The organism is Paenibacillus catalpae, from assembly GCF_900112695.1.
GTDB classification, from domain to species: Bacteria; Bacillota; Bacilli; order Paenibacillales; family Paenibacillaceae; genus Pristimantibacillus; species Pristimantibacillus catalpae.
On the sequence record NZ_FOMT01000003.1, the window covers coordinates 706553 to 732924 of the forward strand.

A 26372-nucleotide genomic window follows, 5' to 3' on the forward strand; every position below is an offset into this window, starting at 1 on the left:
GCTCCGGTTACGCCAGTCGCACCGGTGTCGCCGGTCGCGCCCGTGTCACCTGTAGCTCCGGTAACGCCAGTCGCGCCCGTGTCGCCCGTAGCTCCTGTCACGCCGGTCGCGCCCGTGTCGCCAGTGGCTCCGGTAACGCCAGTCGCACCGGTGTCGCCAGTGGCTCCAGTCACACCGGTCGCGCCAGTAACACCAGTGGCTCCAGTCACGCCGGTCGCTCCCGTGTCACCCGTAGCCCCGGTAACACCAGCGCCAGTAGCTCCAGTAGCTCCAGTAGCTCCAGTAGCTCCAGTAGCTCCAGTAGCTCCAGTAGCTCCAGTAGCTCCAGTTATCCCTGTTACCCCTGTCGCCCCGGTATCACCAGCGCCCGTGGCCCCTGTTGCCCCAGTGGCACCAGTTACTCCCGTTATCCCCGTTACCCCGGTCGCTCCGGTATCACCGGCACCGGTGGCTCCAGTAGCACCGGTTGGGCCAGCGGCCCCGTCTGCACCTGCAGGTCCCGCCGTCCCAGGAATGCCGTCAGCTCCAGCAGGCCCAGTCGCTCCGGTTGGTCCAACTGTTCCAGCAGGTCCAGCAGGTCCAGCAGGTCCTGCTGCCCCGGCAGCACCTGCTGGCCCGGCTGGACCTGCAACACCGGCCGGTCCTTGAGGCCCTGGCGGGCCAGCGGAAGGGGCAATGGCAGTAAAGGTAATGGCAAGCTGGCGGCTTATTGTACGTATTTGACCGATCAAGGCGTCCTTATCTCCTGCAGCAATATTAAATAACAGTCCATACGCCCAAAGTATATTTGTTAAATACTCACATAAAATGACTGTGCCAAGAGGAGAGAACGACGTTGTTTCAACATGGGAAATCAGATTTTCAAGAGCAGCAAGCAGGGTTGCTTGCTGCTCAACCTCAAAATCAATGTTTAATGCGAGTTGCCGAAGCTCTGCCAAAATGGTATTTAGCTGGGATATCCGGCTGGATGTAGGATTTTCGAGAACGCTTGGAAGCAGGTTGGACAAATCCGTCAGTAAATTGCGTAAGGAATTTAATTGTGATGCGGTAATCGGTATTATACCGTTGGCCATTCTTTCATTCACTCCTCTAGCTGCTCGATTGACGATTACCTATGACCTGGATTGCGGCAAGAGTTCTCCTTTCTCTTCACCTCATCGCACACCCTGATAATGGAATATTGAAAAATATGTTCCATAAATTAGTAATATTCTTTAAGCCTAAAGGAAATAAAGGGCATGTCCATCGAAAGCTGTCATTTACTCGGGGAAAAACACGAACGAAAGGGTGTTGGTCCATGATCAGCATTAGTCTCTGTCTTATCGTGAGGAATGAGGAGGATGTTCTGGCACGCTGCCTGGATTCGGTGAAAGGCATTGCGGATGAAATCATTGTGGTTGATACAGGATCCATAGACAGAACCAAGGAAATTGCCTCATCTTATACGTCCCGGATATATGACTTTGAATGGATTGAAGACTTCGCTGCCGCGCGCAACTTCGCATTTGGCAAGGCGACCTCCGAGTACATACTTTGGCTGGATGCGGACGATATTTTTATGGAAGAGGATCAGGTGATGCTGCTGGAGCTGAAGGCATCCCTTTCTCCCGAAGTGGACACCGTATCGATGTACTACCATTTGTCGAAGGATGAGAGCGGAATGGTAACAAACAGGCTGCGCCGCAACCGGTTAGTGAAGCGTGCCCGCCAGTTCCGGTGGATCGGCGCGGTTCATGAATATTTGGAGGTATATGGGGCAGCCCTTGCTTCTGAGATTGCCGTTACCCATGCCAGCACCAGGCATGACAGCGACAGGAATCTGCGGATTTATGAGCAGCGCCTGGCAAGAGGCGAAGAATTCAGTCCAAGAGACTTGTACTATTACGCGAATGAATTGAAGGATCACAGCCGTTATGAGAAAGCTATTCTGTATTACAACCGGTTCCTTCATTCGAAAAAAGGGTGGGTGGAGGATAACGTGGCCGCATGCGGCAAGCTGGCGGATTGTCATGCTGCGCTAGGCGATCAGCAGTTAGCTCTTGAATCCGCGCTCTCGTCTTTTCGCTACGGAAGCCCTCGGGCGGATAATTGCTGCCGGATCGGCTATTATCATCTGCAGTCGTGTGCCTATGAGAACGCCGCCTTCTGGTATGAATCCGCCTTACGGGCGCCAAGGCAGGAAGAGGCATGGTCGATGCAGAACACCTCCTGCTCCACCTGGCTGCCGCATCTTCAGCTATGTGTCTGTTACGACAAGCTTGGTCAGTGGCTGAAAGCGTATGAGCATAATGAAATCGCCCGGGCTTACCGCCCCGATCACCCGTCGGTGCTGCATAATAAAACTTATTTGGAAGGGCTGTTACTATCGGATCAGTCATTGGACCGATCAAATGCCAGCCTTTCGCAAACCGCTCCATGATAACTGCCGGATTTCGGAGGCGGTGCGGCCCGTAGACTGCTTAAGCTGCCTGGCAAAATGATGCGAGGTCTTGAAGCCGCAGCGCAGCGCGATTTCGGTAACGGTAAGACCAGTATTCGTGAGCAGTTCTACCGCTTTCTGAATGCGGAAGCTCCACAAATATTGAAATGGCGTAGCTTGCTCATACTGCTTGAACAGGCGGACCAGATGCTCAGGAGAAACCTTTGCGACAGCGGCCATTTCCTTTAAAGTGACCTCTTCGGCATAATGCTCCCGAATCCAGGACAACGCGGAATAGATGGCGGGATGCTTCTCCTTCTGGTCCATGCTACGCTGGGATTCAACCGGGTACAGATGCAAGGCGGCAAGTCCAAGCTGCAGGATAACGGGATCAGATGGCGAGGCATCCCGCTGCAGACGGAGAAGGAGATCGGTGAGCCGGTTCATATCCTCCGTAAGGGGAAGGTATTCCGGCAGGCTGCGGAAGGCCTCCCGCGACTTTTCCTCCAGCTCTGGAACATGCAGGGCAATCCAGCGATGCCAGGTATCCTCGGTTTTGGAGAATGCGAATTGCTCTTCATGCCCGGGAAGAAGAAGGACGACATGACCTGGCTGAACATGAAGCTCCCTGCCGTCGATAGTGACGGACATCTCGCCGGTATACAGCATAACAAGCTGAATATCCTTCTGGATTCGCGGACCGAATTTTCCACCCGGCGGATAGACGACGGAGCCGGCGACAGCTGATATTACGTTCATAGAATCACCCCATAGCCTGATTGTAAGCTATGTAAACGATAAATATCAATCACAGATACAAATGTGTAATTGACAGCCATTGTCCGGACCATGGAGCGGGAGTACGATAAGGGTATCGCAAATCATTTTGAATCATAAAGGAGAATGAAAAGTGAATACGACTTATACGGCTCCTCTAACTCCCCTTTCGGAAGATCAGATTGTTTTTTTCAGAGAGAACGGCTATTTATTATGGAAGAACGGCATGTCCAGCGACTTGATCGATGCCTTTAACGGACACATCTACGAGATCAGGAACCAGTCGCCGATGCCGGAGTGGGCAGCATGTGATGAAGCGAAAAAATATTCGCTCCGGCTCTTTAATCCCCACAAGCATGACGGCATGTCCAGACAGCTGATGAAGCATGCGGTTGTCCGCGGAGCGCTGGCGCAATTGATGGGCAAAGAGGCAGTGTGCGTGCAAAGCATGTATTTCTACAAAGAACCGGGCTCTCCGGGACAGGCTGCTCATCAGGATTACTACTATATTAAGAATGATCCGATGACGATGATTGCGGCATGGACGGCGATGGAGGATCTGATCGATATCGAGAACGGCTGCCTATGGGTGATGCCGGGTACGCATAAGCTGGGGCTGCTGCCGCACGGCGCGGTCAAAAACATCGAAGAGCATGAGCCATGGACGGAGGAGACGGAAGGCGTAGATACGAGCAGGCAAGTACCGGTTGTGATGGAGAAGGGAGACATCTTGTTTTTCAGCGAGCTCCTAATCCACTCTTCCGGCAAAAACCGGAGCCTGGACAGATGGCGCCGTTCCTATGTCTGCCATTATATCCGGGAGGATTCCCATGTTCTCCACCGGGAAGATCTGCGCCAGAAATATCCATTATAATAAGAACACTGAAGGGAGCTGGAAAGCTCTCTTCTTTTTGCGTATAATTAGTTAACAACCGTAACGGTTCACAATAATAACTAAAGAAGGTGGCTTTGCGATGGCAGCGGATTCAATGGACATCTACCAATCTTTCTTCCGTATCACGCGTCAGTTGAAAAAGCTGGCTTTTCATAGCGCGGCTAATCTGGGGGTAACGGTTCACCAGATCAATATTCTGGAGTCGGTAAGGCTAAATCCGGGTCAGAAGCAGAAGGAATTGACGGAGCAGCTTGTTTTTGCAAAAAGCCGGGTTAGCGTACATATTGATCAGCTTGTCGAGAAAGGGCTTGTCGTCCGGGAGCCTTCCGAGCATGACCGGCGGGAAATTCAGTTATTTATAACACCGGCTGGTGAAGAACTTTGCCTGCTCTATCATCAGGAAGCGGCCTCGTATAAGGCCTTAAGACATGCGCTTGAGCAATTGCCGCAGGAGGATGTCGATAAGCTGCACAAGCTTCATCAGCAGATTTTGAATCATCTATAGAAAGAGGGAATCCCAATGTCCAAAATGTATGGAGGACCAGGGGGAATGGGCTTTAACAACATGAAGTACGACGACGGGGCGAAGCCAACGATTACGAAAGCGATGCTGGCCCGGATTGCTGCCTATTTTATCCCCTATTGGAAGCAGACGATTGTTGTTTTGTTTATCTTGCTCGTTTCGTCGGGATTAGGGCTCCTGCCGCCCATCTTTATTCAGCATATCGTCGATGATGCGCTGCCGAATAAAGATATGAGACTGCTGTTGGAGCTGGTTCTTATATCGCTCGCGGCAACCGTTGCTTCCGGCCTGCTAGGCGTTCTGCAAAGCTATCTCAACTCTTATATCTCGCAAAATATCGTGTACGATATGAAAAATCAGATGTACCGCCATTTGCAGAAGATGCCGATGCAGTTCTACTCTAACGTGAAGCAGGGCGAAGTCATAACGAGAATGACCAGCGATATTTCCGGAATTCAGGGAGTGTTTAACAGCACGGTCGTGAATTTCGCAAGCAACCTGTTTATACTGGCGACGACGCTTGGAACGTTGTTCGTCATGAACTGGAAGCTTGCTGTTCTGGGGATGTGCGTTGTGCCACTGTTTTTGTTTCCTACCCGGAAAATGGGCCGCGTCCGCTGGAGAATCGCGAAGCAGACGCAGGAGAAAATGTCTGAGCAAAACCATATCATTCAGGAGACGCTTAGTATAAGCGGCTATCTGCTGATGAAGCTGTTCACGAAAGAACGCAAGGAATATGAGGGCTTCAAAGCCGTGAACGGCGAATCAACGCGCCTGCAGATCAGGGAATCGATGGCTGGCCGCTGGTTTATGATGCTTCTCTCTACTTTCACAAGTATCGGACCGATGCTTATTTACTTGTACGGCGGTTATTTATATATCCAGGGCGAGATTTCGGTCGGGGAAATTATCAGCTTTGTTGCCCTCTTGGGCCGGATTTACGGGCCTTTCGGGCAAATGACAAACCTGTACGTTGATATCAACCGTTCCATCGCGCTGTTTGAGCGGATCTTCGATTATTTCGATATGGAACCGGTGATCGAGAACAAACCCGGGGCTCTGCCGGCAGATTTATCCGGGCAGGATATTGTGTTTGAGGATGTGAGCTTTGCGTATCAGCGAGACAAGCAGGCTTTGCGGCATATCTCGTTTACGGCTGCAGCGGGGAAGATGACGGCTCTTGTTGGACCAAGCGGAGCGGGGAAGACGACCATTACGAACCTGCTGCCGCGACTCTACGAGCGCGATTCAGGCAGCATACGGATCGGAAGCAAAGACATCCGGGAGATGACGCTGGAGTCTCTCCGTTCCCAGATTGGTCTGGTCATGCAGGACAGCTATCTGTTTAACGGGACGATCCGTGAAAACTTGATGTATGCAAGTGACGCGGCATCCGAAGAAGAAATGCAGGGGGCATGTAAAGCCGCCTATATTCATGATTTTATTATGGAGCTGCCGGAAAGTTATGACACGGTTGTAGGGAACCGGGGGATGAAGCTGTCGGGCGGAGAGAAGCAGAGAATCTCGATTGCGAGAGTGCTGCTCAAAAATCCGGCCATTATCATCATGGATGAAGCGACTTCTTCGCTTGATACCGTATCGGAGTACTATATCCGGAAGGCAATGAGCGTTCTTTTGCAGAATAAGACTAGTATCGTTATTGCGCACCGGTTGTCTACCATTATGGCGGCTGATCTGATTCTGGTTGTCCAGGACGGGACAATCGTCGAAGAGGGACGGCATGATGAACTGCTTAAGCTTGGCGGGGTATACAAAGACTTGCATGCCAAGCAGTTCGAACGGATGCAGCCGGAAAAGGAGGAGCTATGAGTATATATATCGCATTGCTGCGCGGCATTAATGTCGGCGGGAAAAACAAGATCAAGATGGCGGACTTGAGAGAGGCATTGACCTCAATCGGGTTGCGGGATGTTCAAACCTATATTCAGAGCGGTAACATTTTGTTTAAGTCGGAAGAGGATGAAGCAGCTTTGCGAAGCCGGATCGAGCAGCAGATTGAAACGGTGTTTGGTCTGCGCATTAAGGTTGTTATGCGGACGGCAGAGGAAATGCGTGCCATTGCTGCCAGTTGTCCGTTTACGGAAGAACAACTCGCGGCTGCGGCAGCAAGTGCGCAGGGCGAATCCTTGTATGTGTCGATGATGCTGGAAGAGCCGTCGGCCGAACAGCTTGAGAACCTCCGCATATTCGAGACGGAGGAAGAGATTTTTGGCAGCAAGGGACGGGATTTGTATTTTCTGTTTTATCAAACCGTCCGCAATTCCAAGCTTGCCGTCAAAGCGGAGAAGCTTGGCGTCCATTCCACGGTCCGCAATTGGAATACGATTAATAAGCTTGTCTCCCTATCGGATGGGATGCAATAAGGCTAATTTGTAATAGTGACCAGTCTGCTTGATCGAGCGGGCTGGTCACTTTTGTCGTTTCTGGATTATGTCTCCGTCATAACCCCGCCGTTCACATGCAGAACCTGGCCGGTAACAAAAGAGGAGTCATCCGAAGCGAGATAAATGTAAGTTGGTGCAAGCTCGAATGGCTGACCGGCGCGTTTCATTGGTGTCTCGAGGCCAAAGGTTTTGACATATTCGGCTGAATAGCTCGATACGATAAGCGGCGTCCAGACGGGACCCGGTGCAACGGCGTTTACCCTTATTCCACAGCTTACAAGCTGGAGCGACAAGGAGCGCGTAAAGGAGACAATAGCTCCTTTAGTCGAGGAATAGTCAACAAGCAAAGGTGCTCCTGCGTAGGCCGTAACGGATGCGGTGCTAATAATGGAGCTGCCGGCTTTAAGGTGAGGCAGCGCCGCCTTCGTCAGATAGAAGTGAGGGAAAATGTTCGTCCGGTACGTATCTTCCAGCTGCTCATTGGTTATGTCCGTAATACATTTCTGAGGAAATTGTACGGCTTGGTTCAATACGAGGATATCCAGACATCCATAGCATTCGATGGTCTTGTGTACGATTTCAGCCGAGAACTCAGGCTTTCTGAGGTCCCCTTCGATCAGCAAACAGCGTCCTCCGTATTTCTCCACCATCTGCTTTGTCGCCAGCGCATCCTCGCGTTCGTATAAATACACGATGGCCACATCTGCGCCTTCCTTGGAATAACCGATCGCAACGGCGCGCCCGATTCCGCTGTCACCGCCCGTAATAATCGCAACCTTTCCTTTCAGCTTGCCGCTGCCTTTATATTCAGGATTATCCGAGATAGGTACCGGATTCATGAGGTACTCCAGTCCAGGCTGCTGATTCTGGTGCTGAGGCGGGAAGGTAATAGGTACCTGTTTGCACTTCGTTTCCTGGCTGTAATAAGGATAAATTGGAATCATTGTTGTTCCTCCAAAACAGAAGAGTTTATACAGGATATTCACCTAATCCTTGCGAGGTGTTATGTTCGCCTATACCAGTGCATGGGTATTCACATACGCTAACGCAGGCATTAAATTACTTTTCTGAAAAGGAGTAATTTCAAATGACGAAAACAAATCGGGGATTTATTCCTCCGGGGCAGGGCGGATTCATACAGCCTGTACAGCCATGGGGCTGGCAGCCGCAACCTTGGGGCTGGGGGCCGCCTCCACGTCCGCCATGGTGGGGCTGGGGACCGCCGCCGCGTCCGCCATGGGGCGGTCCATGGGGAGGTCCAGGACCGTGGGGTCCAGGAGGCCCAGGCGGTCCTGGCTTTGGTCCGGGCGGTCCGGGCGGGCCAGGTTTTGGTCCGGGCGGTCCAGGCGGGCCAGGTTTTGGTCCGGGTGGTCCAGGCGGTCCAGGCGGTCCGCCGCCGCGTCCAAGGATTAGCCGAAATAAATAAATAATAAACGAAAAAGACCCTGATTGGGGTCTTTTTCGTTTTGTCTGGGGTATCTCGTTTAACGGATCTAATATCCTACTCAGGCTGCAGCGTCTCTCTCGCAAACGCGATCCATTCCCGCGTGGCATACGACAGGTAGCTGTCCCTGCGCCAGATAATGGCCAGATGCCAAGGGATAATCGGCGAGGTTAGCGGGATTACCCGCAGACGGTTCTGATCCAGTTCATTGCAGACCGCTTCAGGCAGAAGGGCAATGCCCAAATTTGCCGCCACCATCTCGCTGATGAAATCCCATTGCGTGCTTTTGTAGACGACATCCGGCAGGAATCCAAGTTTCTCGCATTCCGCAATAATCCGGTCATGCAGCGTAAAGTCTTCGTGGAACAGCAGGAAAGGCTCTTCCTTGAGTTCAATAAGCGAGACCTCATTCCGATTCGCGAGCTTATGCGAGGGAGGGACAATAAGCATCAGGTTTTGGCGCAAGAAACAAAAGGATTCGAACTTTTCCTCGTTAGTTGGCAGCAAAATAACCCCGATATCCAGTTCCCCCGAGCCTACGTCGGCTTCCACTTTTTTGGCCCCATGCTCAAATAGCTGCATCGTAATTTTGGGATATTTCTCCCGAAACTTTCCGATAATGCGGGGGAAGAAGGTGACGCCAACCATTGGCGGAAGGCCAATGCGGATATGGCCGACCTTCAGCTCCATTAATTCGGACAAGCGCGAGTTCATTTGACTAAAAGACAGGACCATTTGCTGGGCTTGCGTCAGCAGAATAGAGCCGGCATCGGTTAACGCGATTCTTTTGCCGGAACGTTCGAACAAGACGACTCCAAGCTCCTCTTCGAGGTTCTTGATCATCTTGCTGATCGTTGGCTGGGTGATGTAGAGGGATTGAGCGGCTTTCGTAAAGCTTTGGAAGCGGGCGGCTTCCACAAAATATTGCAAATGTCGGATATCCAATCGTCAGCTTCTCCTTAACCATAGATAAATGGAATGAAAAACATTCTGTAAATGTATTTTACCTATGAAAATGGCTGCTGTACACTTCCATTAAAGGGAGTTGGCTGTTATGCGTTACCTGACCAAATTAATGCTTCAAATTATGTTCTTTATTGGATTCTCATGGTTGATGAACCGGCTCGCAGAGTGGCTCCATCTTCCTGTTCCCGGCAGTATTCTGGGGATGATTCTGCTGTTCATGTTGCTGCAGGCAAAGATCATTCCGCGCAAATGTGTAGAATCCGGTTCGGATTGGCTGATTGCTACGATGCTGCTCTTTTTTATTCCGCCTGCCGTTGGCATCATCGGATACCGGCAGCTCATGATGAACGCCGGCGTTCAAATCGCCTTAGTAATTGCATTAGGCACCATTATCGTTATGCTATGCAGCGGACTTGTCGCCCAGCAGGTTGCTAAACGCAAGGAGGGATCACACGGATGATGATCGCGGCCGCAAGCTTGCTCATTACGGTTATCGTATATATACTAGCCAAAAAGCTGCACCGGCATATACCGCATATGCTCTTATCTCCATTAATTCTGACGCCGGCTGTGCTGATTCTGCTGCTGGCTGTGACGCAAACCAGTTATGCCGACTATAACGCGGGTGCTCACTGGTTGTCCGATATGCTGGGGCCGGCAACGATTGCTTTTGCCATTCCTTTATCCAGACATTATGATCTGATCAAGAAGCATGCTGCTCAAATTATGATCAGCGTATTAACCGGCTCTGCGGCAGCGGTTGCTTCTTCTTTATGGCTGGCAAAAGGATTGGGACTAAATGAGACAATCATATATAGTCTGATCCCGCATTCCGCAACAACTCCGATTGCGATGAATGTCTCCCAGTCCATTGGCGGCATTCCGACCATAACGGCGGTTGCCGTGATGGTGACAGGGATCTTTGGCTCTCTGATTGGGCCGCCCATTATTCAATTATTCCGCATTCGCAATGACGTTGCGCGAGGTGTTCTGTTAGGAACAAGCGCGCATGGAGCGGGGACGTCCAAGGCGTTTGAGCTTGGCAGTATATCTGGCACCGTATCCAGCGTGTCGATGATATTAGCGGCTATGATTACCTTATTTCTGACACCGCTCCTGTTGGGGCATTAGACCGGGAGGAATTACCATGCAGCCCTTATCGAAGCAGCAAACCTTTCTACTGATATTATTTCTGGTGCTGGTGTGGGGCATTAACTGGCCTCTTTCCAAATATGCGCTGCATTATATGCCGCCTGTTCTATTTTCTGGAGTCCGGACCTTGCTCGGCGGTTTGCTTCTCCTTACCGCAGCGGTTCCAAGATACTCTCGGTTGAACTTCCGGCAGACATGGTTCATCTATGTCATATCCGCCGTTGTCAATGTAGTACTGTATTACGGCCTGCAGACAATTGGCATTCAATATTTGCCTGCCGGATTGTTCTCGGCGATTGTATTCCTGCAGCCCGTTCTGGTCGGACTTTTCTCATGGTTGTGGCTTGGAGAGCTGATGAACGGGTTGAAACTAACGGGGCTGGTCCTTGGATTTGCCGGCGTAGCGGTTATATCCAGCGGGGCGAGCGGTACAACGGGGCATATTTCCGTAGCCGGTATTTTGCTGGCGCTTGGTTCAGCGCTTAGTTGGGCGCTTGGCACCATCTATGTGAAAAAATCAAGCAGCAGGGTAGATAACCTATGGCTGGTTACCCTCCAGCTGATCATTGGCGGATCGTTTATGACCGGACTTGGCTCCTTGACGGAAAGCTGGTCTGAAGTGGAATGGAACGGCAAATTTATTGCCAGCTTGTTATTTATCTCGATCTTTGTGATTGCGCTCGGCTGGCTTGTCTTCTATAAGCTGATGGACTCGGGGGAAGCGAGCAAGGTAGCCTCCTTTACCTTCCTTATTCCGCTTGTCGCGATCTTGATTGGCACGATGTTTCTGCATGAACCGTTCACTTATACGCTGCTTATTGGCCTTCTGCTGGTGCTCGGCAGTATTTATCTGGTGAATAGGCCGAGGCGTCTGAGCGTATTGCCTGGTTCGTAACCATAATAAAAACCGCCTTCGCAGGCGGTTTAGTTGTCTGACCGGATAAATTGATGATCATGAATATCCAGCATTTCGTAAGCTTTGCCGACCATATCCCGGTCTTTATCGAACAGATGGGTCGCTTTATCATAGATGCCGCTGGATTTGGCCACATGGTTCAATTGCTCCACCATAAACTCTGAATTGCAGAGGACAATAACCTTTTTGCTGTAGGCGGTAAGCTCCTGCTGGAATTGTACGGCTCTTTCCGCAACCTCCGGCGAATAGACGACAGGCTCGCCATCTGCCGTTTTCATGCCGCGGTGGTCCACCAGCACGTCCAGCTCATCTTTGCTATAAGCCGAACAGATGCCAAGCACTATGTTAGACATATATTCAACATCATGTTTCCCCGATGCCAGACCGTTCACCTGAAAGGAAAGCAGCTTCTTGTCCGGATCAAGCGTATATTGGATTCTATCTTTAAAAGGTACGATAAATTCCTTCGGCTGATAAGCCTGCGTGGGAGAGAACCGTTCACCCGAGAACAGATAGGCGACGCTTATTTGCAGGGCAGCCGCGATTTTCTCGATATTAATAATGCTGACATTCCGTTCTCCGCGTTCCACTCCGCTTATGTAACTCCGGTCCAGCCCAGCTCGATAGGCCAGATGCTCCTGAGACATTCCGCTCCGGGCCCGCAGCTCTTTGATTCTTTGTCCGAATTCGGTGCGAATATCCATCATGACAGCCCCCAGAATCTAGTATTCATCTATGAGATTATCTGCTATGTGACTTAAAGTCAACAGACGTATGCGCGTAATGGAGATATGATAGATTCAGTTCATTATCGTAGGAGGATTCTATGCCATTTATCCAAGTACGGGATATTCCGGTCAACTATCATATCTATCATTCGGATCCCTCAGCGGAAACCATCGTTTTAATACATGGCTTGGGGCTTGACCAAGAGATTTGGGAGCCCATTCTTCCCTATGTCAGGGAGCATTATCGGGTTGTTCTGCTGGATATGCGGGGACATGGCCGTACGGGGCGGGGAGAGACTCCCGTAAGCTGGGAGTTATTTACCGGGGACCTGCATATGCTGCTGACACAGCTGGAGCTGGGGCCGGTCCACCTGCTCGGACATGGCTTTGGTGCCAGCCTGGCTGTGAAGTTCAGCCTGCAGTATGCGGAGCTGGTGAAAAGCCTCATTCTGCTTTCAACGCCAGCCTTCTTACCAAGAAAAACAGTCGAGTCCATCGTCCATAGCCGCAAGCAGCTTACAAGTAATGGAACGATGCTGACTCTTGCAGAAAGCTTGGTAAACGGGTTGTTCAAGCTGCCCGGGGACAGTGTGTTATACGGAAAAATCATATCTGCCTATATGTCAGTATCGCCGGGGACATATTTTGATGCTCTGGAATTATACGCGGGGGCTCCGGTAAACGAGGACTTTGCGCATTTGGCCCATCCTACGCTGACTCTGGTTGGCGCCGATGATTCGATCACTTTGACTTCCAATGCCTTATCTTCACAGCTGCTCATGCATTCTTCCTTAATTGTCGTTCCGGATGCGAACAATACGTTATTTATAGATCAACCGCAATTTACGTTTGAACGTATACATGAGTTTATTGCGGATCCTTCGGCGGTGAAGACGGATTATACGTCCTTCGAATGTCATGTTGCGAAATATGTGATGCGTTACTTTAACGATGCTTTTGAACAAGTGCTAAACAAAAAGGCGTTACAGGCCTAAGCCTGTAACGCCTTTTTTACTCATAGGTCCAATAAAATCGGCAGCGTGATCAGGATGGTTGTTCCTTGATTGGACACGCTCTGATGGAGCTGCCTTTAAAGGAGATACTTTAAGGGCAGTTTTTTTATACATAAAGGTAACTTCACCAAGCATCCTTTCCTTACAGTATAATTGAACTTAATTGATTAAAGGACTGGTGAGGAATATGAACGTTGAACATACCATTTCGAATATCGTTGACCGTTTAAAACAAGTTAAAGGCGTAAGTGCGATAGTGCTCGGAGGCTCAAGAGCCAGAGGGACTGAAAGTCCCAATTCCGATATTGATATCGGGATCTACTATGATTCCGAAATAGGGCTGGACATTCCCGGGCTCCGTCAGGCTGCTGCTGCAATGGATGTTGAGCATAGAGAAAACGCAGTGACAGAATTAGGCGAATGGGGACCATGGATCAATGGTGGAGGGTGGTTGAAAATCAATCAAACGCCTGTCGATTTATTATTCCGTGACCAAAACAAAGTGTCACAAGTCATTGATCAATGTATTGGGGGAGATATCACCATTGATTATCAACCAGGACATCCCCACGGATTTGCCAACTCGATTTATTTGGCAGAGATTGCGCTATGTAAAGTGTTATGGGATCCATCGGGGGTTGCAGCTAGACTGAAAAACAGAACAATCTCATACCCGCCTGTTTTTAAAAAAGCAATCATTCAAAAATTTTTTTGGGAGGCGAACTTCTCTCTTGAAAATGGATATAAAGGGATCCACAAAAACGATTTATCATATATCGCTGGTTGTTGCTTCCGTTCGGCAGCTTGCTTGAATCAGGTATTGTTTGCTATTAATGAAGCTTACTTGATGAATGAAAAAGGAGCTGCTGCCATTGCCGATTCGTTTCGCATCGTGCCAAGCCGATACTCCTATAGAATGAATGAAATTTTCAGCTTATTAACAGAGAATCAAGTTAGTTTACACAAAGCTCTTAATGGGATGCGCGAACTTATTGAGGAAACAGACAAGCTAATGACTAAATCTTAAACTGGAAATGTACGAGGAAACCAAGATCTATGCCTCAGCCACTGGAGCAGGTAAAGCAGAGGATAGGTCGGTCTCGATAAAGGGAAGAAGAGCGCCAATGTAGCATTGGCGCTCTTTGTGACGTTATATTCGATGATATGACTTCAAAGTAATCAGGGTTTTAAGCGTTTTATACGCCCGCCACTCTAACCTTGCCATTTCACTTGGCGGCTCCCATTGAATTTGCAAACCAGTTCATAAGCCACCTCCAGGAATAGGACGATTGTTACATTTTACCATAATTAATCAACAACGAGAGATTTGAAATATGGTGAGAGAAGCTTCTTTTTTAATACAATCGATTTTTATATCCATCTGCAAGGCGGGCGGCTATAACCTCCGGGGTTGCTCCGTCCACGTTTGCATGCTCGGAGATGATCTTTGCCGGAGAGGGCAGATCCTCTTTGCTAAGCCAGGTTTCAGGCGTCCATAGCTGAGAGCGGAGGAAGGCTTTTGCACAATGCATGTAACATTCTTCAACCTCTACAATAATTCCGATAAGCGGATTGCGGTCTTTTACAGCCATTTTCTTCAATAGAGCTTCCTCTTTGGTGATATAGGCACGTCCATTGATTCGGAGAGTTTCGCCAAGACCCGGAATTAAAAATTGCAGACCGATATGAGGATTGGCAAGGATGTTCCGTAAAGAATCCATTCTTTTGTTGCCCGGACGTTCGGGAATAACCAAATGTTTATGATCGATAATATATACAAAGCCAGGATCATCACCTCGGGGAGACACGTCGCATTTCCCTTCTGAATCCGCTGTCGATAGCAATACGAAAGGCGATTTGGAAATAAAGTCCCTGCAGTTAGGATCAATCTCTGAAATCACTTTATGCAGGACCAATCCGCCTGGAAATCCGATCAGCGCACGCAAGTCAGCTTCGGTGTTTATGAATTGATTTCGGTCTATTGCATTCAAAAAAGGCCACCCTTTCATTGGAAAAATACTTAATAATTTTACCATATGATTGTTGGGAACCACACAAATATTTAGCTCAATGACTATTAGGCAGATTTTATGATGACTTGTGTGTTACTATATAGAAATGAAGAATGAATTACAGGGAATTGTCAACGACGCAAGTTAAGGATAATGTTGTAAAATCCGGTAATTATAAAAGGTGAAATAACAAAAGAACGGATGGGATCATTTGAGTCAACGTGGATTTAGCAATGAATTGCCCTCGAATTATGATGAATTAAAATCGGCAGCAAACCGGTCTAACTGGAGAGAGCGTCTGGATGCGGTCGAAGAGCTCGGACAGTGGAACAATCCCAAAATCATCGATGTATTAACGCATAGATTGAATAACGATGTCGTGTATAAAGTGCAAGAAGCTGCTTATCGTAAGCTGAAGGCATTTGGTGAGGATGTTCAACCGCCAGCACCCAAAAAAGGCGATCCGGTAAAAGGAACCACGAAAATTCTGGTTCGGATTAAGAAAAGCTTGCCGGAAGGTCATACTTATGAAGAGTTTAAAGAGAAGTTAAAAAAGATGCGACTTGATGTGTATGATGCATACGATGGTGAGAAGGGCAATGAATTTGATAGCTGGCTGGAATCAACCTGGACATCTTTATCCAAAAAATAAGGTAAAACGAAAGGAGTGTTATTTTGGGAAGACCAAAACCGATGTCTATGGAGGACCTGCTGAAGGACCTGCAAGGACAAAAAAACATGCAAGAAGATCCGAACAATATTTCGTTAGACAAATTGTTTAATGAATCGTTCATGAGAAAGTACTCGAGCTCCAATAGCTTTGCGGCATTTTTGGAGAAAGGCAACTTTCAAGCAACGACGCAGGCTGAGATTAAAAATCTCCATGAGGAATTGCTCGATCGTCACGTGGCAAGAGAAACAAAGTTTAACAGCTGGAAATCGATGCTGGACACAGCAAATTCGGAGTATAATAACTAATTTACAGCTTGATTCAAAAAAAGATCGGAAAGCACTCTGCTTTTCGATCTTTTTGTTTTCCATGCCTCATAACCGACATTGAAAGCGGTTTTGCAGAAGCGAACAGGGCATTACTTATTTTAACCAATGGCAGACCACTTGTATTCAACGGTCTTGATCCGTAGGTGAACGGAATTGTGGAGACGTGGTTCCTGGGCTCCTGCGCAATTATCCGCGCCCCTCGATCCGGCTTCGGTATTGCCGCGGCGTGCAGCCGAAACGCTGACGAAATAAAGTATTGAAATAGCTCAAGCTGTTAAAGCCGACATCCAGCGCAACCTCCATGATTTTCGCATCGGATTGGCGCAGCCGGTTCGCGGCCAGCTGAACGCGGTAGCTGTTCATATATTCGATTGGACTTTTGGTCGTTACTTTCTTGAAAAAACGGCAGAAATACGATTCGCTCATTCTTGCGTGACTGGCGAGCTGCTGAAGGGAAATCGGTTCATTATAATTTTGTTCAATAAACTCAATGACCGATTTCAAGCGGTCCATTCGGTAGCTCTCTTGCTCCTGCTTGGTGCGTATAGCGGGACCTCCGAGGTTCAATAATAGAGAAGCTATGCAATACAGATTTCCTTTAATGGTCAATTCGGAAGCCAGCTGCAGGTTGCGGTTGGCTTCTATGATTTGGTCAAGCAAAGTGAGCAAAGCGAGCTCGTCATCTGTCCCGCGGCGCAAATGCACGGGCACTTCATATGTTCGGTCGAGAAGGGGTGCCATATATCGCTCATACAGATGATCAATGGAACCGCTGCTGAACAAGCTTGCATGGAAGACAACAGCTGTAAAAGAACAGGGTTGTCCGCCGGCAACATTACCCGAATGAAGCACGCCGGAGTTAACGAAGATGGCTTCGCCGGTTTTGAGTTCATAGTCACTCATATCGACACGGAATACGGCAGATCCTTCGGTCACGACAAGCAGCTCAAGCTCGTCATGCCAGTGCAGATCGAGAAGTGGCGCATCAGGCGGACAAGTGATGTCGTAGAAGCTGACGGGATAGATCGGATTGCCATGCTTGCGTGATTCCTTCAGTAGGGATTTATCCATAATACAAACTCCTTGTGAGAATTAATTAAATGTCAAAATCGTGATAGTATTGGGCAAAATCTAGGCAGAGTTAATTCGAATAAGACAATATCATTATAACATAAGCGCTTACAGCAAGTTCAGGTACGATTCTGGAGCATGAAAGCTCAGAAAGCCTATTTCAGGAGGTATACGAATGAAATTTACAGATGGATATTGGCAAATACGCGAAGGCGTCAACATGCAGTTCCCGGTCGACGTTCGCGATGTCGTAGAGAAGAACGGTAAAGTAACGGCCTATTGCGCAACAAAGCCGATTCAAATTAAAGGGGACACGCTGAACGGTACGCTGCTCACAGCAGAGATCAGCTCTCCGATTCCGGATGTTATCCGCGTCCGCTGGATCCACCATGCAGGCAAGAAGCAGGTTGGACCCGACTTTGAAATCATTGAAAATGCAGAAACAAAGCCTGTGTTCGAGAACGGCGAAGAGTTTGCCACTTTGCAGAGCGGCGGACTGCAAGCAAGAATTCGCAAGTCGCCGTCATGGGGCCTTGAATTTTTCCAAAACGGCCGCAGACTGACAGGCACAGCGAACAAAGGTGCAGCTTGCATTAAAGATACAGACGGAACGCCTTATTTCCGAGAAATGCTTGATCTTGGCGTAGGCGAGCAAGTATATGGCCTTGGCGAGCGCTTCACGCCGTTTATCAAGAACGGTCAAGTCGTTGATTCCTGGAACGAAGACGGCGGCACAAGCTCCGAGCAAGCGTATAAAAACGTACCTTTCTACCTGTCCAGCGGAGGTTACGGCGTATTCGTCAATCATCCGGAACGCGTATCGTTCGAGATCGGATCTGAAGTCGTATCGAAGGTAGGCTTCAGCGTGCCGGGCGAGCATCTGGAATACTTCATCGTTGGCGGTAACACGCTGAAGGACGTGCTCGACAACTACACCAAATTAACAGGCAAACCGGCATTGCCGCCGGCTTGGTCGTTTGGCCTTTGGCTGACAACATCGTTCACCACTGACTATGATGAAGCTACCGTAAACAGCTTTATCGAAGGAATGGCAGAGCGTAATCTTCCGCTTCATGTCTTCCACTTCGACTGCTTCTGGATGAAAGAATATGAATGGTGCAACTTCGAGTGGGATGCCGACATGTTCCCGGATCCGGAAGGCATGCTTCGCCGTTTGAAAGAACGCGGTCTCCGCATCTGCGTATGGATCAACTCTTATATCGCGCAGAAATCGCCGCTGTTCCAGGAAGGCATGGAGAACGGCTATCTGGTTCGCACGAAAGACGGCAGCGTATGGCAATGGGACAAATGGCAAGCGGGCATGGGTCTGGTTGACTTCACGAACCCGGATGCCGTGAAATGGTTCAAAGGTCATCTGAAACGTCTGATGGATATGGGCGTTGATTGCTTCAAAACAGACTTCGGCGAGCGTATTCCGACTGACGTTGTCTACTTCGACGGCTCTGACCCGATGAAAATGCACAACTACTATACTCAGCTGTATAACAAAGCGGTATTTGAAGTGCTGGAAGAAAACCGCGGCAAAAACGAAGCCATGCTGTTTGCGCGTTCGGCTACTGCCGGCGGCCAGCAGTACCCGGTTCACTGGGGCGGGGACTGCTCGGCGAACTATGATTCGATGGCGGAATCGCTCCGCGGCGGCTTGTCGCTCGGCCTGTCGGGCTTTGGCTTCTGGAGCCATGATATCAGCGGCTTCGAACGGACAGCTCCACCGGATATCTACAAACGTTGGGTTGCATTCGGCATGCTCAGCTCGCACAGCCGTCTGCACGGCAATGAATCGTACCGCGTGCCTTGGCTGTTTGACGAGGAATCCGTTGATGTCCTTCGTTACTTCACCGAGCTTAAGAGCAGCTTGATGCCTTACCTGTTCAACCATGCGGTTGAAGCAACGGAGAAGGGTCTTCCTATGATGCGTGCGATGGTTCTGGAATTCCCGGAAGATCCAACCACTCATTATCTGGACCGCCAGTACATGCTCGGCGAGAACCTGCTTGTCGCTCCAATCTTCAACACGGAAGGTACAGTGAAATACTATGTACCGGCAGGCAAATGGACCAGCTTGATCGATGGCAAGACAATTGAAGGCGGTAAATGGGTAGAAGAGCATCACGGCTACAGCTCGATTCCGTTGCTCGTTCGTCCGAATACGCTTCTTGCGATCGGCAGCAACAACCAGAAGCCGGATTATGATTATGCGGATAACGTAACGCTGCACCTGTTCGAGCTGGAAGACGGGGCTACAGCTGCTGCTGTCATCCATGATCTGAACGGCAAGCCGCAGGCGACTGCAACAGCCGTTCGTACGGGAAGCACGATTGAGATCAGCTACGAGGGAACAGGCAAGCCATGGCAAGCTGTTCTGCGCGGCATTGAGCAAGCGACGTCTGTTGAGGGTGCCGACACAGAAAAAACGCCGGAGGGCATGAAGCTTACCCCTCAATCCGGTTCCAAGATTATTGTTAAGCTGTAATTAAATGATACGAAGTGAAAAGGGAAAAGCCGCTTGCTCCTAGGAGTAAGCGGCTGTTTGCCAATTTGCAGTGTTACACTAGTAAAAAAGTCCGGAGGGGCGTGAAGCTTGCGCGTCATCACCCTTCCGGTCTTGTCATACCCTATTTGCCGAAGCGGAACCAGCCTAGCTTCGTTTCGCCGTCGCCATGAACAACCAGATACACGCTGCGGTGACCGGCTGCTTGCTCAATCGAGCAGGAGGTCGTTTGCCAATTCGCTGAACCGGCTTGCAACGTGCAGCTGCCGGCTAGTTGACCGTCTGGAGCATCCAGACGAATCTCAATGGTTGCGCCATTAGCAGAGGAAGCTCTTACTTCAAAGAAGCCAATCTCTTCGCCAAGCGCAGCGTCATCGAAGCGAAGCCAAGCGCCGGATGCAGTTGCAGCAGCGCTGTCGCCGCCCTCAGTGTTGTCGCTGATGATGATATTCGAGTAGTCATCATAGTTAACGGCAGCCGTCACCTGGGACAGATTACGCGGCGGAATAATTTCACCTGCTACGCTTACTGTACCTTCCAGGCGGATATCGCCGGAGGATGCGCCAACGAGGAACGCATAGCTGCCTTGCTCAACACACATCTTGTTTCTGGTGACATCCCAGAAGGCGAGTGAGGAACGGTCCAGCTCGAAGCGTACTTCTGCAGATTCTCCAGCAGCAAGCGTCATGCGCTCGAACGATTGGAGTTGTCTGAGCGGACGTTTCACGCGGGATTCCAAAGCTTTTGTATAGAGCTGAACGACTTCTTCACCGTCAACATCGCTTGTATTCGTTACACGGAAGCTTACGGTAACGGAGTCTGCCGACTGTTCGAGCTTCAGGTCGTCATATTGGAAACGGCTGTAAGACAAACCATGGCCGAATGGATATAACGGTTGACCGGCAAAATATTGGTAAGTGCGTTCGCTTTTAATAATATCGTAGTCCATAAATTCGCCAAGCTGGTCGGCCGACTCATACCAGGTCATGTTAACGCGGCCAGCCGGATTATAATCGCCGAACAGGACATCCGCCAGGGCGCGGCCAAGCTCTTGGCCCGCATGCGACATATACAGGACGGCTGGAATGTTCTCTTGCACCCAAGGCATGGCAAACGGATAGCTGCCTACGATAACCACAACGGTATTCGGATTAACGGCATGGACTTCGCGGATCAGCTTTTCCTGATAAGCCGCAAGCGTCAGGTCAGGGCGGTCAATCGTCTCTTTGCCGTTAATGAGCGGGTGGTTACCGACAACAACAACAGCAACTTCCGAATGGCGGGCAGCAGCAACAGCTTCCTGCAAGCCGTCGGTTTCTTTTACTACCGCGAAAGGTTCGGCGAGAATTGCATCGCCGTCTTGCACTTCAAGAGCGCCGGTCTCGGCGTTAACCGTAACGGGACGGTTGTTCCAGGTCGTAAAGGTTACAACATTCTCGTCTTGCTGCGGGCGGACGTGGAACACTTCTTTCGTGAACCACTCCCAAATATGCTCGGAGGATGCGGTGATTTTCTCATCATCTGTTGTCAAATACAGCTTGTTGTTCTCCGCAACGATCGTATGGCTGTCCCAGCCCCAGTCGGTTGTTTCGAACAAATCGGCAGAATCGGAGCCTTGCGAATTGGCGGCAAGCGGATTTTTCTCGCCTTCCGTATGTTTCACATACTGGCCGTTTTTCAGCGATTTGAGCTTCACCCGGTCGCTGCCGGTAGCCAGCGTTACCGATTGATCAGGACCATTCATTTTTGCTTTGATGCCTTCAAACGGTGTAATGGCGTATGGCATCAGGCCGCTGTACCAGTCGCGGTAGACGATGCCGGCAAGCGGGCCGATTACGGCTGCTTTGGACAGCTTATCTGCTGAAAGCGGCAGGATGCCGTTATTTTTGAGCAGGACGATGCTTTTGCGTACCGACTCAAGAGCCAGCTCGGCATGCTCCGGCTTCATAATGACGGATTCATCGATAGCCGCATAAGGATTGCGTGATGCCGGATCAAATTCGCCTAGACGGAATCGGACACGGAACGTGTTACGGAGCGCATTGTCGAGATCATTTTCGGTCAGCATACCCTCTGCCAGAGCGTCTCGGATCGCCTGCTTCGAGATCGGGTGATCGTCGGTAATGCTGTCTACACCGGCTTTGATCGTCAGCGCAACCGCTTCTTTGTACGTATCAACATAATGATGATCATTAACCGTGCCCAGCACGTCACCAGCGTCGCTGACGACAAAACCGTTCATGCCCCAGTCCCGTTTAACAATGTTGTTCACGTCAGGATTGATGTTGGCAGGAACGCCGTTCACCGAGTTGTAGGCGGTCATCATGGAGAGCGCTCCGCCTTCCTTGAACGGAATTTCGAACGCTTTCAAATAGTACTCATGCTTATTGCGCGGATCCAGGCTGACCGAGCATTCTCCGCGGTTAATTTCGTTATTGTTGCCGATGAAATGCTTGAGGGATGCAACCGCCTTCACATAAAACGGATGGTCTCCTTGAATCCCTTGCGTGAGAGCGGCGGACATCTTGCCTGTCAGGTGCGGGTCTTCACCGTAAGCTTCTTCGGTACGGCCCCAGCGCGGATCACGTTCCATATCTACGGTTGGCGCCCACAGAGTCAGACCGTTATGGGCGGGGTTGCGGTGATAGAAGCCGCGGGCTTCATCGCCGATAGCGCCGCCGACTTTGCGGAGCAGCTCCTTATCCCAGGTACAAGCCAGACCAATCGGCTGAGGGAAGGTAGTTGCTTCACCCAGCCAGGCCATACCGTGCGCAGCCTCTGTTCCGTGTTTGTAGGCTTTTACGCCAAGATGAGTGATCTCGTCCTGGTATTGGCACATCAGATTGATTTTTTCTTCCAGGGTGAAACGGTTAACCAAATCATTAACGCGCTGCTCAAGCGGCAGGTCGGGGTTTTGAAATGGGAAGTTCTGCTCGGAATTTTGAGACATTACAAAAGTCAGCTCCTTTAATTGTAAGGGGTTTCAAAAATTCTAACATGCGGGCGCTCCAGTTCATACCCGAACAATTGGAGATAAAATCCCTGTACAATTAGCGGTTAAACCCCTAGAATGTAAACGCAATCAAATTTTTCATGATCGTAACAGGGGGCTTGCAAGATGTTTCAGATGTTCTCGCACCTGCTTAATAATGTGAAATTGAGAACAAAGCTCATCCTATCCTGTATCGTAGTTGTGTTCATCCCCATTCTGATTATTGGGGTGTTCCTGACAAACGAGCTGCGCAATATGGCATTGGATAATGCGATGGAGCAGACCCATACAAACGTACAGCGTGTTAAGGCAAGGACAACCGAGCTGATGAATGTGGCTTATGACAGTGCTTACCGTCTGGAGAACAGCCGGCTGGAGGCCGTGACGAACCGGCGTTATGAATCGACGTACGAGGTCGTTAAGGCTTACCGGGAATACACGGATTTTAACGAGATCCGCCAGCAGCATGATGAAGTGGCGAATATCCGGTTCTATATGGAAAATCCGACGATGCTTAATAACTGGGACTTCATACAGCCTGACAAGTCGATCAAGGACTCCGCGTGGTATAAGAAGGCATTGTCCCCGGGCAGCGGAGTGAACTGGTATTTTCTTGAGGACGAGCGCGACAAACGGAATTATTTGAGTCTGGTCCGGGAAATTAACTTCTCCAGTAATAATACAAGCGGCGTATTAGTCATTACGCTTAATATGACGATGCTGAACAGTATCTTGAATCAGGAATCCTTCGAGACGATGATTGTGGACGAGGAGAACCGCATCGTAGCGGCCAACCGGATTGGCAGGACGGGGAAAACGCTGCAGGAAATCGACTTCGAGCAAGGCATTACGGAGGAGAAAAGCGGTATGTATTCCGCGGATATCGACGGACAAGCCTCTCGGGTATTGATCGATGCAATTGTGCCGGAAGCAAGCGGGAATACGCTCCGCATTATCTCTGTATTTTCCGTAGATACCATTGTGGCTGATGCCAACCGGATTAATTCCCTCGCTCTTACCGTTATTTCTGTAAGTCTCATTATCGCGATATTTCTGATTATTGGCGTATCAACCATTATCACGAAGCGGATGCTCCGCTTAAGCAAGCATATTACGAAGGTGGCTACCGGCAAGCTGGATATCGTCATGCAGATTGACGGCAAGGATGAGATCGGCCAGCTGTCCAGGCAATTTAATTCCATGGTAGCGAGCATTAACGATCTGGTTGAGGAAGTTCAGGAAACGAACAAGATGAAGAGCCTGCTTGAATCCAAGCAAAATGAAATCAAGCTGAAGATGATGGCGAGCCAGATTAATCCCCACTTCCTGTTTAATGCGCTGGAGTCGATCCGGATGAAGGCTCATTTGAAAGGAGAAAAGGAAATATCGCAGGTTGTCCGCCTGCTTGGCAAGCTGATGAGGCGCAGCATTGAGGTGACGCAGCGGATGACTCATCTGGCTGACGAGATGGATATTGTACGCTGTTATCTGGATATTCAGAAATTCAGATATGAGGACCGGTTATCTTATGAACTCCATGTAGATCCGGCTGTCGAAAGGGTGTCTATTCCGCCTCTAATTATTCAGCCGCTTGTAGAGAATGCCGTTATTCATGGCTTCGAGAACAAGATGGAAGGCGGCAAAGTAACGGTCCGTGCGGCAAGGGAAGGCGATTACGTCCGGATTGATGTTATAGATAACGGAGCGGGAATGACCCGCGAAAAGATTGATAAACTGACCGAGCATTTGAATGAAACGGAAGATGCAGAGAATAACAGAATTGGTCTGCGCAACGTCCATTTGCGGCTGCAGCTGACGTACGGGCCGGAGCATGGGCTTCAATACGAGAGTGAACCGGGTATAGGGACGAAGGTCTCCTTCACCTTACCTTTTGGGGAGGATTTGTATGTATAAAGTAATGCTTGTAGACGATGAACCGATGATCCGGGAAGGACTTCGCACCTTGCTGGAATGGGAGAGCCTCGGCTATGAAGTTGTAGACACCGCAGCAAACGGCAAGGATGCCCTGCTTAAGTGTGAACAGCATGAATTGGATCTCATCATTGCGGATATTCGGATGCCGGAGATGAACGGGCTGGAGCTAATCAAGACGATCCGCGAGAATGGCGGTACGATGCATGTCCTGATTCTAAGCGGCTATGCCGATTTCGAATATGCCAAGCAGGCCATTGTCCAACGTATTGACGGTTATTTGTTAAAGCCTGTTGATGAAGATGAGCTGATGGATTACTTGAATTCGCTGAAGAAAGAGCTGGATCTTGAATATGAAGCCCGCCGGAAGCGGCAGGATGAGCATCAAGGAAATGCGGAGGAGAACTTGAAGCAGCTGCTTGCCCAAGGGAGCTTAGCCGGCAATGTGTCGCAGCCGCCAACGTCCCTGGATTGGAAGGAGTATGAACTGCTCCTGATCAAGACGTATGAACGAAGTGAAGAGGATACGGCAGGACTTGCCCAGCTCAAGCGCAGACTCTCCGAACGGCTTGAGCAATCCGGGGCAGGTCTCGCTATTGGAATGGAGCCGTATGTGCTCATCTTATTGAACAAATGCCTGGACAATGAAGCCTTCCGCCGTGACGTGCATGCGATGATTGCCGGTGCCTGCGAAGAATTCGCTTCAGACTTCACTGTCGTGTCTGGCGGCAAGGCAGCCCGCTATGCGGATCTCCCGGGCGTTTATCAGAAGGCGCTGGAACGGATGAAGTGCAGGTTCTTCCTGGAAGGCGGCAATATCATGCGGGAGGATATGCTGCAGACCGGAAGGATTTATGAAACGAAGCTTGACTGGACGGGGATTGCGGAGAAGCTGTATCTGGCTCTTGAGATTGTGAACAGGGATGCCATCCGGCAATTAATCGAAGAGTCCGCCGAAGCGATGAAGGCGATGGAATTCGGAGAAGCCGAAATCAAGGCAGCGTTTGTGGAATTGGTATCGGCTGTTCTCGATAAGCTCGCTTCCAAGCGCCCTGAGCTTCCGATCCGGGATTATCGTCTCCGGATTCCGGAGCTGTACCGGGAATACCGCTTCCATTCGCTGATCCGGCGGGTTACAGCCATTATTGAGGAGATTGCCGATTCTCTAGATAACAGTTCGGCGGATAAGCAGATCAACCGCATGATCGATCTTATTCACCGGAATTACAAGGAGAACCTCAAAATGGAGACGCTTGCCGAACTATTTAATTATAACAGCGCGTATCTTGGCAAGCTGTTCAAGCAGGTTACAGGGGAAAACTTCAACACGTATCTGGATAAAGTACGGATGGAACAAGCGAAAATCTTACTTGAGCAAGGACTAAAGGTGTATCAGGTTGCGGAAATGGTCGGCTACGCGAACGTTGATTATTTCCACAGCAAATTCCGCAAGTATGTCGGCTCTTCTCCGTCTGTTTACAAGAAGAGAGAATCGTAAGAAGAACGCGTGGTTTTCTCACCCCTGAGAAACCATGCGTTTTTTATATATCGTGAATCCGCTTACACTAATTTTTATATGATTTTATGCCAAATCCTTTGGGTACCGGAATCTCCCG

Annotated in this window: 24 protein-coding genes; 16 read left to right on the forward strand and 8 right to left on the reverse strand. The window is 49.7% G+C overall.

All coding sequences use genetic code 11. The features are described from left to right. On the reverse strand, positions 1-1073 hold a 1073-nt coding region (locus tag BM200_RS16760; protein ID WP_139230801.1), incomplete at its 3' end, for a collagen-like protein. A gap of 224 nt (positions 1074-1297) precedes the next feature. Between BM200_RS16760 and BM200_RS16765 the strand changes: the two genes are divergently transcribed. Next, entirely contained in the window at positions 1298-2419 is a 1122-nt protein-coding gene (locus tag BM200_RS16765) for a tetratricopeptide repeat-containing glycosyltransferase family 2 protein (RefSeq protein WP_091187525.1), read from the forward strand. Here the strand turns inward: BM200_RS16765 and BM200_RS16770 are convergent. Then, the gene (locus BM200_RS16770) at positions 2387-3178 is read right to left on the reverse strand and encodes an AraC family transcriptional regulator (protein WP_091187527.1); all 792 of its coding nucleotides are present in this window, start codon (positions 3176-3178) and stop codon (positions 2387-2389) included. The two genes, BM200_RS16765 and BM200_RS16770, sit on opposite strands and share 33 nt — an antisense overlap. Before the next feature lie 151 nt (positions 3179-3329). Between BM200_RS16770 and BM200_RS16775 the strand changes: the two genes are divergently transcribed. The 4 genes from BM200_RS16775 (at position 3330) to BM200_RS16790 (ending at position 6998) form a co-directional block, all read left to right on the forward strand. Further along, complete coding sequence (locus BM200_RS16775) at positions 3330-4070, forward strand: phytanoyl-CoA dioxygenase family protein (protein WP_091187528.1); 741 nt, start codon at positions 3330-3332, stop codon at positions 4068-4070. Positions 4071-4170: 100 nt separating this feature from the next. Beyond that, complete coding sequence (locus BM200_RS16780; RefSeq protein ID WP_091187530.1) at positions 4171-4596, forward strand: MarR family winged helix-turn-helix transcriptional regulator; 426 nt, start codon at positions 4171-4173, stop codon at positions 4594-4596. A 15-nt stretch (positions 4597-4611) separates the two neighbouring features. Then, positions 4612-6444, forward strand: a complete 1833-nt coding sequence (locus BM200_RS16785) for an ABC transporter ATP-binding protein (protein WP_245773052.1) — start codon at positions 4612-4614, stop codon at positions 6442-6444. Next, positions 6441-6998 carry a DUF1697 domain-containing protein gene (locus BM200_RS16790; protein ID WP_091187533.1) on the forward strand — a complete coding sequence of 186 codons (558 nt, stop codon included), beginning with the start codon at positions 6441-6443 and terminating at the stop codon, positions 6996-6998. The genes BM200_RS16785 and BM200_RS16790 overlap by 4 nt, the downstream gene beginning before the upstream one ends. A gap of 65 nt (positions 6999-7063) precedes the next feature. Here the strand turns inward: BM200_RS16790 and BM200_RS16795 are convergent, their stop codons facing one another. Beyond that, on the reverse strand, positions 7064-7963 hold the full coding sequence (locus tag BM200_RS16795; protein ID WP_091187535.1) for an SDR family oxidoreductase: 900 nt from the start codon (positions 7961-7963) through the stop codon (positions 7064-7066). A gap of 143 nt (positions 7964-8106) precedes the next feature. On the opposite strand from BM200_RS16795, the gene BM200_RS16800 reads away from it, so the two are divergent. After that, on the forward strand, positions 8107-8445 hold the full coding sequence (locus tag BM200_RS16800; protein ID WP_091187536.1) for a hypothetical protein: 339 nt from the start codon (positions 8107-8109) through the stop codon (positions 8443-8445). A gap of 75 nt (positions 8446-8520) precedes the next feature. On the opposite strand, the gene cidR is transcribed toward BM200_RS16800, so the two are convergent. After that, positions 8521-9408 carry a cidABC operon transcriptional activator CidR gene (cidR, locus tag BM200_RS16805; protein ID WP_091187538.1) on the reverse strand — a complete coding sequence of 296 codons (888 nt, stop codon included), beginning with the start codon at positions 9406-9408 and terminating at the stop codon, positions 8521-8523. 109 nt (positions 9409-9517) lie between these two features. Between cidR and BM200_RS16810 the strand changes: the two genes are divergently transcribed. From BM200_RS16810 to BM200_RS16820, 3 genes are read left to right on the forward strand one after another with little or no spacing between them, the layout of a single operon-like run. After that, on the forward strand, positions 9518-9889 hold the full coding sequence (locus tag BM200_RS16810) for a CidA/LrgA family protein (RefSeq protein WP_091187539.1): 372 nt from the start codon (positions 9518-9520) through the stop codon (positions 9887-9889). Next, complete coding sequence (locus tag BM200_RS16815) at positions 9886-10560, forward strand: LrgB family protein (protein ID WP_091187541.1); 675 nt, start codon at positions 9886-9888, stop codon at positions 10558-10560. The genes BM200_RS16810 and BM200_RS16815 overlap by 4 nt, the downstream gene beginning before the upstream one ends. Before the next feature lie 16 nt (positions 10561-10576). Next, entirely contained in the window at positions 10577-11476 is a 900-nt protein-coding gene (locus tag BM200_RS16820) for a DMT family transporter (protein ID WP_091187542.1), read from the forward strand. A 29-nt stretch (positions 11477-11505) separates the two neighbouring features. On the opposite strand, the gene BM200_RS16825 is transcribed toward BM200_RS16820, so the two are convergent. Further along, complete coding sequence (locus BM200_RS16825) at positions 11506-12204, reverse strand: helix-turn-helix domain-containing protein (RefSeq protein WP_245773053.1); 699 nt, start codon at positions 12202-12204, stop codon at positions 11506-11508. 119 nt (positions 12205-12323) lie between these two features. On the opposite strand from BM200_RS16825, the gene BM200_RS16830 reads away from it, so the two are divergent. Both BM200_RS16830 and BM200_RS16835 read left to right on the forward strand, forming a co-directional pair. Beyond that, the gene (locus BM200_RS16830) at positions 12324-13220 is read left to right on the forward strand and encodes an alpha/beta fold hydrolase (protein ID WP_091187545.1); all 897 of its coding nucleotides are present in this window, start codon (positions 12324-12326) and stop codon (positions 13218-13220) included. Positions 13221-13425: 205 nt separating this feature from the next. After that, positions 13426-14265, forward strand: coding sequence for a nucleotidyltransferase family protein (locus BM200_RS16835; protein WP_091187547.1), 840 nt, complete (start codon positions 13426-13428; stop codon positions 14263-14265). A 328-nt stretch (positions 14266-14593) separates the two neighbouring features. On the opposite strand, the gene BM200_RS16840 is transcribed toward BM200_RS16835, so the two are convergent. Beyond that, positions 14594-15247: a pyridoxamine 5'-phosphate oxidase family protein gene (locus tag BM200_RS16840; protein ID WP_091187549.1), complete on the reverse strand. Its 654-nt coding sequence runs from the start codon at positions 15245-15247 to the stop codon at positions 14594-14596. A gap of 214 nt (positions 15248-15461) precedes the next feature. Here BM200_RS16840 and BM200_RS16845 point away from each other — a divergent pair, with 214 nt between their 5' ends. Both BM200_RS16845 and BM200_RS16850 read left to right on the forward strand, forming a co-directional pair. After that, entirely contained in the window at positions 15462-15902 is a 441-nt protein-coding gene (locus tag BM200_RS16845; RefSeq protein ID WP_091187550.1) for a HEAT repeat domain-containing protein, read from the forward strand. A 41-nt stretch (positions 15903-15943) separates the two neighbouring features. After that, positions 15944-16228: a hypothetical protein gene (locus BM200_RS16850; protein WP_175532917.1), complete on the forward strand. Its 285-nt coding sequence runs from the start codon at positions 15944-15946 to the stop codon at positions 16226-16228. A 207-nt stretch (positions 16229-16435) separates the two neighbouring features. Here BM200_RS16850 and BM200_RS16855 read toward each other — a convergent pair whose 3' ends face one another. Then, positions 16436-17320 (reverse strand): AraC family transcriptional regulator, encoded by an 885-nt coding sequence (locus BM200_RS16855; protein WP_091187553.1) that lies wholly within the window; start codon positions 17318-17320, stop codon positions 16436-16438. A gap of 175 nt (positions 17321-17495) precedes the next feature. Between BM200_RS16855 and yicI the strand changes: the two genes are divergently transcribed. Continuing rightward, positions 17496-19814: an alpha-xylosidase gene (gene yicI, locus BM200_RS16860; protein WP_091187554.1), complete on the forward strand. Its 2319-nt coding sequence runs from the start codon at positions 17496-17498 to the stop codon at positions 19812-19814. 142 nt (positions 19815-19956) lie between these two features. Here yicI and BM200_RS16865 read toward each other — a convergent pair whose 3' ends face one another. After that, on the reverse strand, positions 19957-22782 hold the full coding sequence (locus tag BM200_RS16865; RefSeq protein WP_091187555.1) for a glycoside hydrolase family 3 protein: 2826 nt from the start codon (positions 22780-22782) through the stop codon (positions 19957-19959). Positions 22783-22950: 168 nt separating this feature from the next. Between BM200_RS16865 and BM200_RS16870 the strand changes: the two genes are divergently transcribed. Continuing rightward, a complete protein-coding gene (locus BM200_RS16870; protein WP_091187557.1) occupies positions 22951-24738 on the forward strand; it encodes a sensor histidine kinase in 1788 nt (595 codons plus the stop codon). Further along, a complete protein-coding gene (locus BM200_RS16875; RefSeq protein ID WP_091187558.1) occupies positions 24731-26254 on the forward strand; it encodes a response regulator transcription factor in 1524 nt (507 codons plus the stop codon). Before BM200_RS16870 ends, BM200_RS16875 begins: the two co-directional genes overlap by 8 nt. Positions 26255-26372 lie beyond the last annotated feature (118 nt).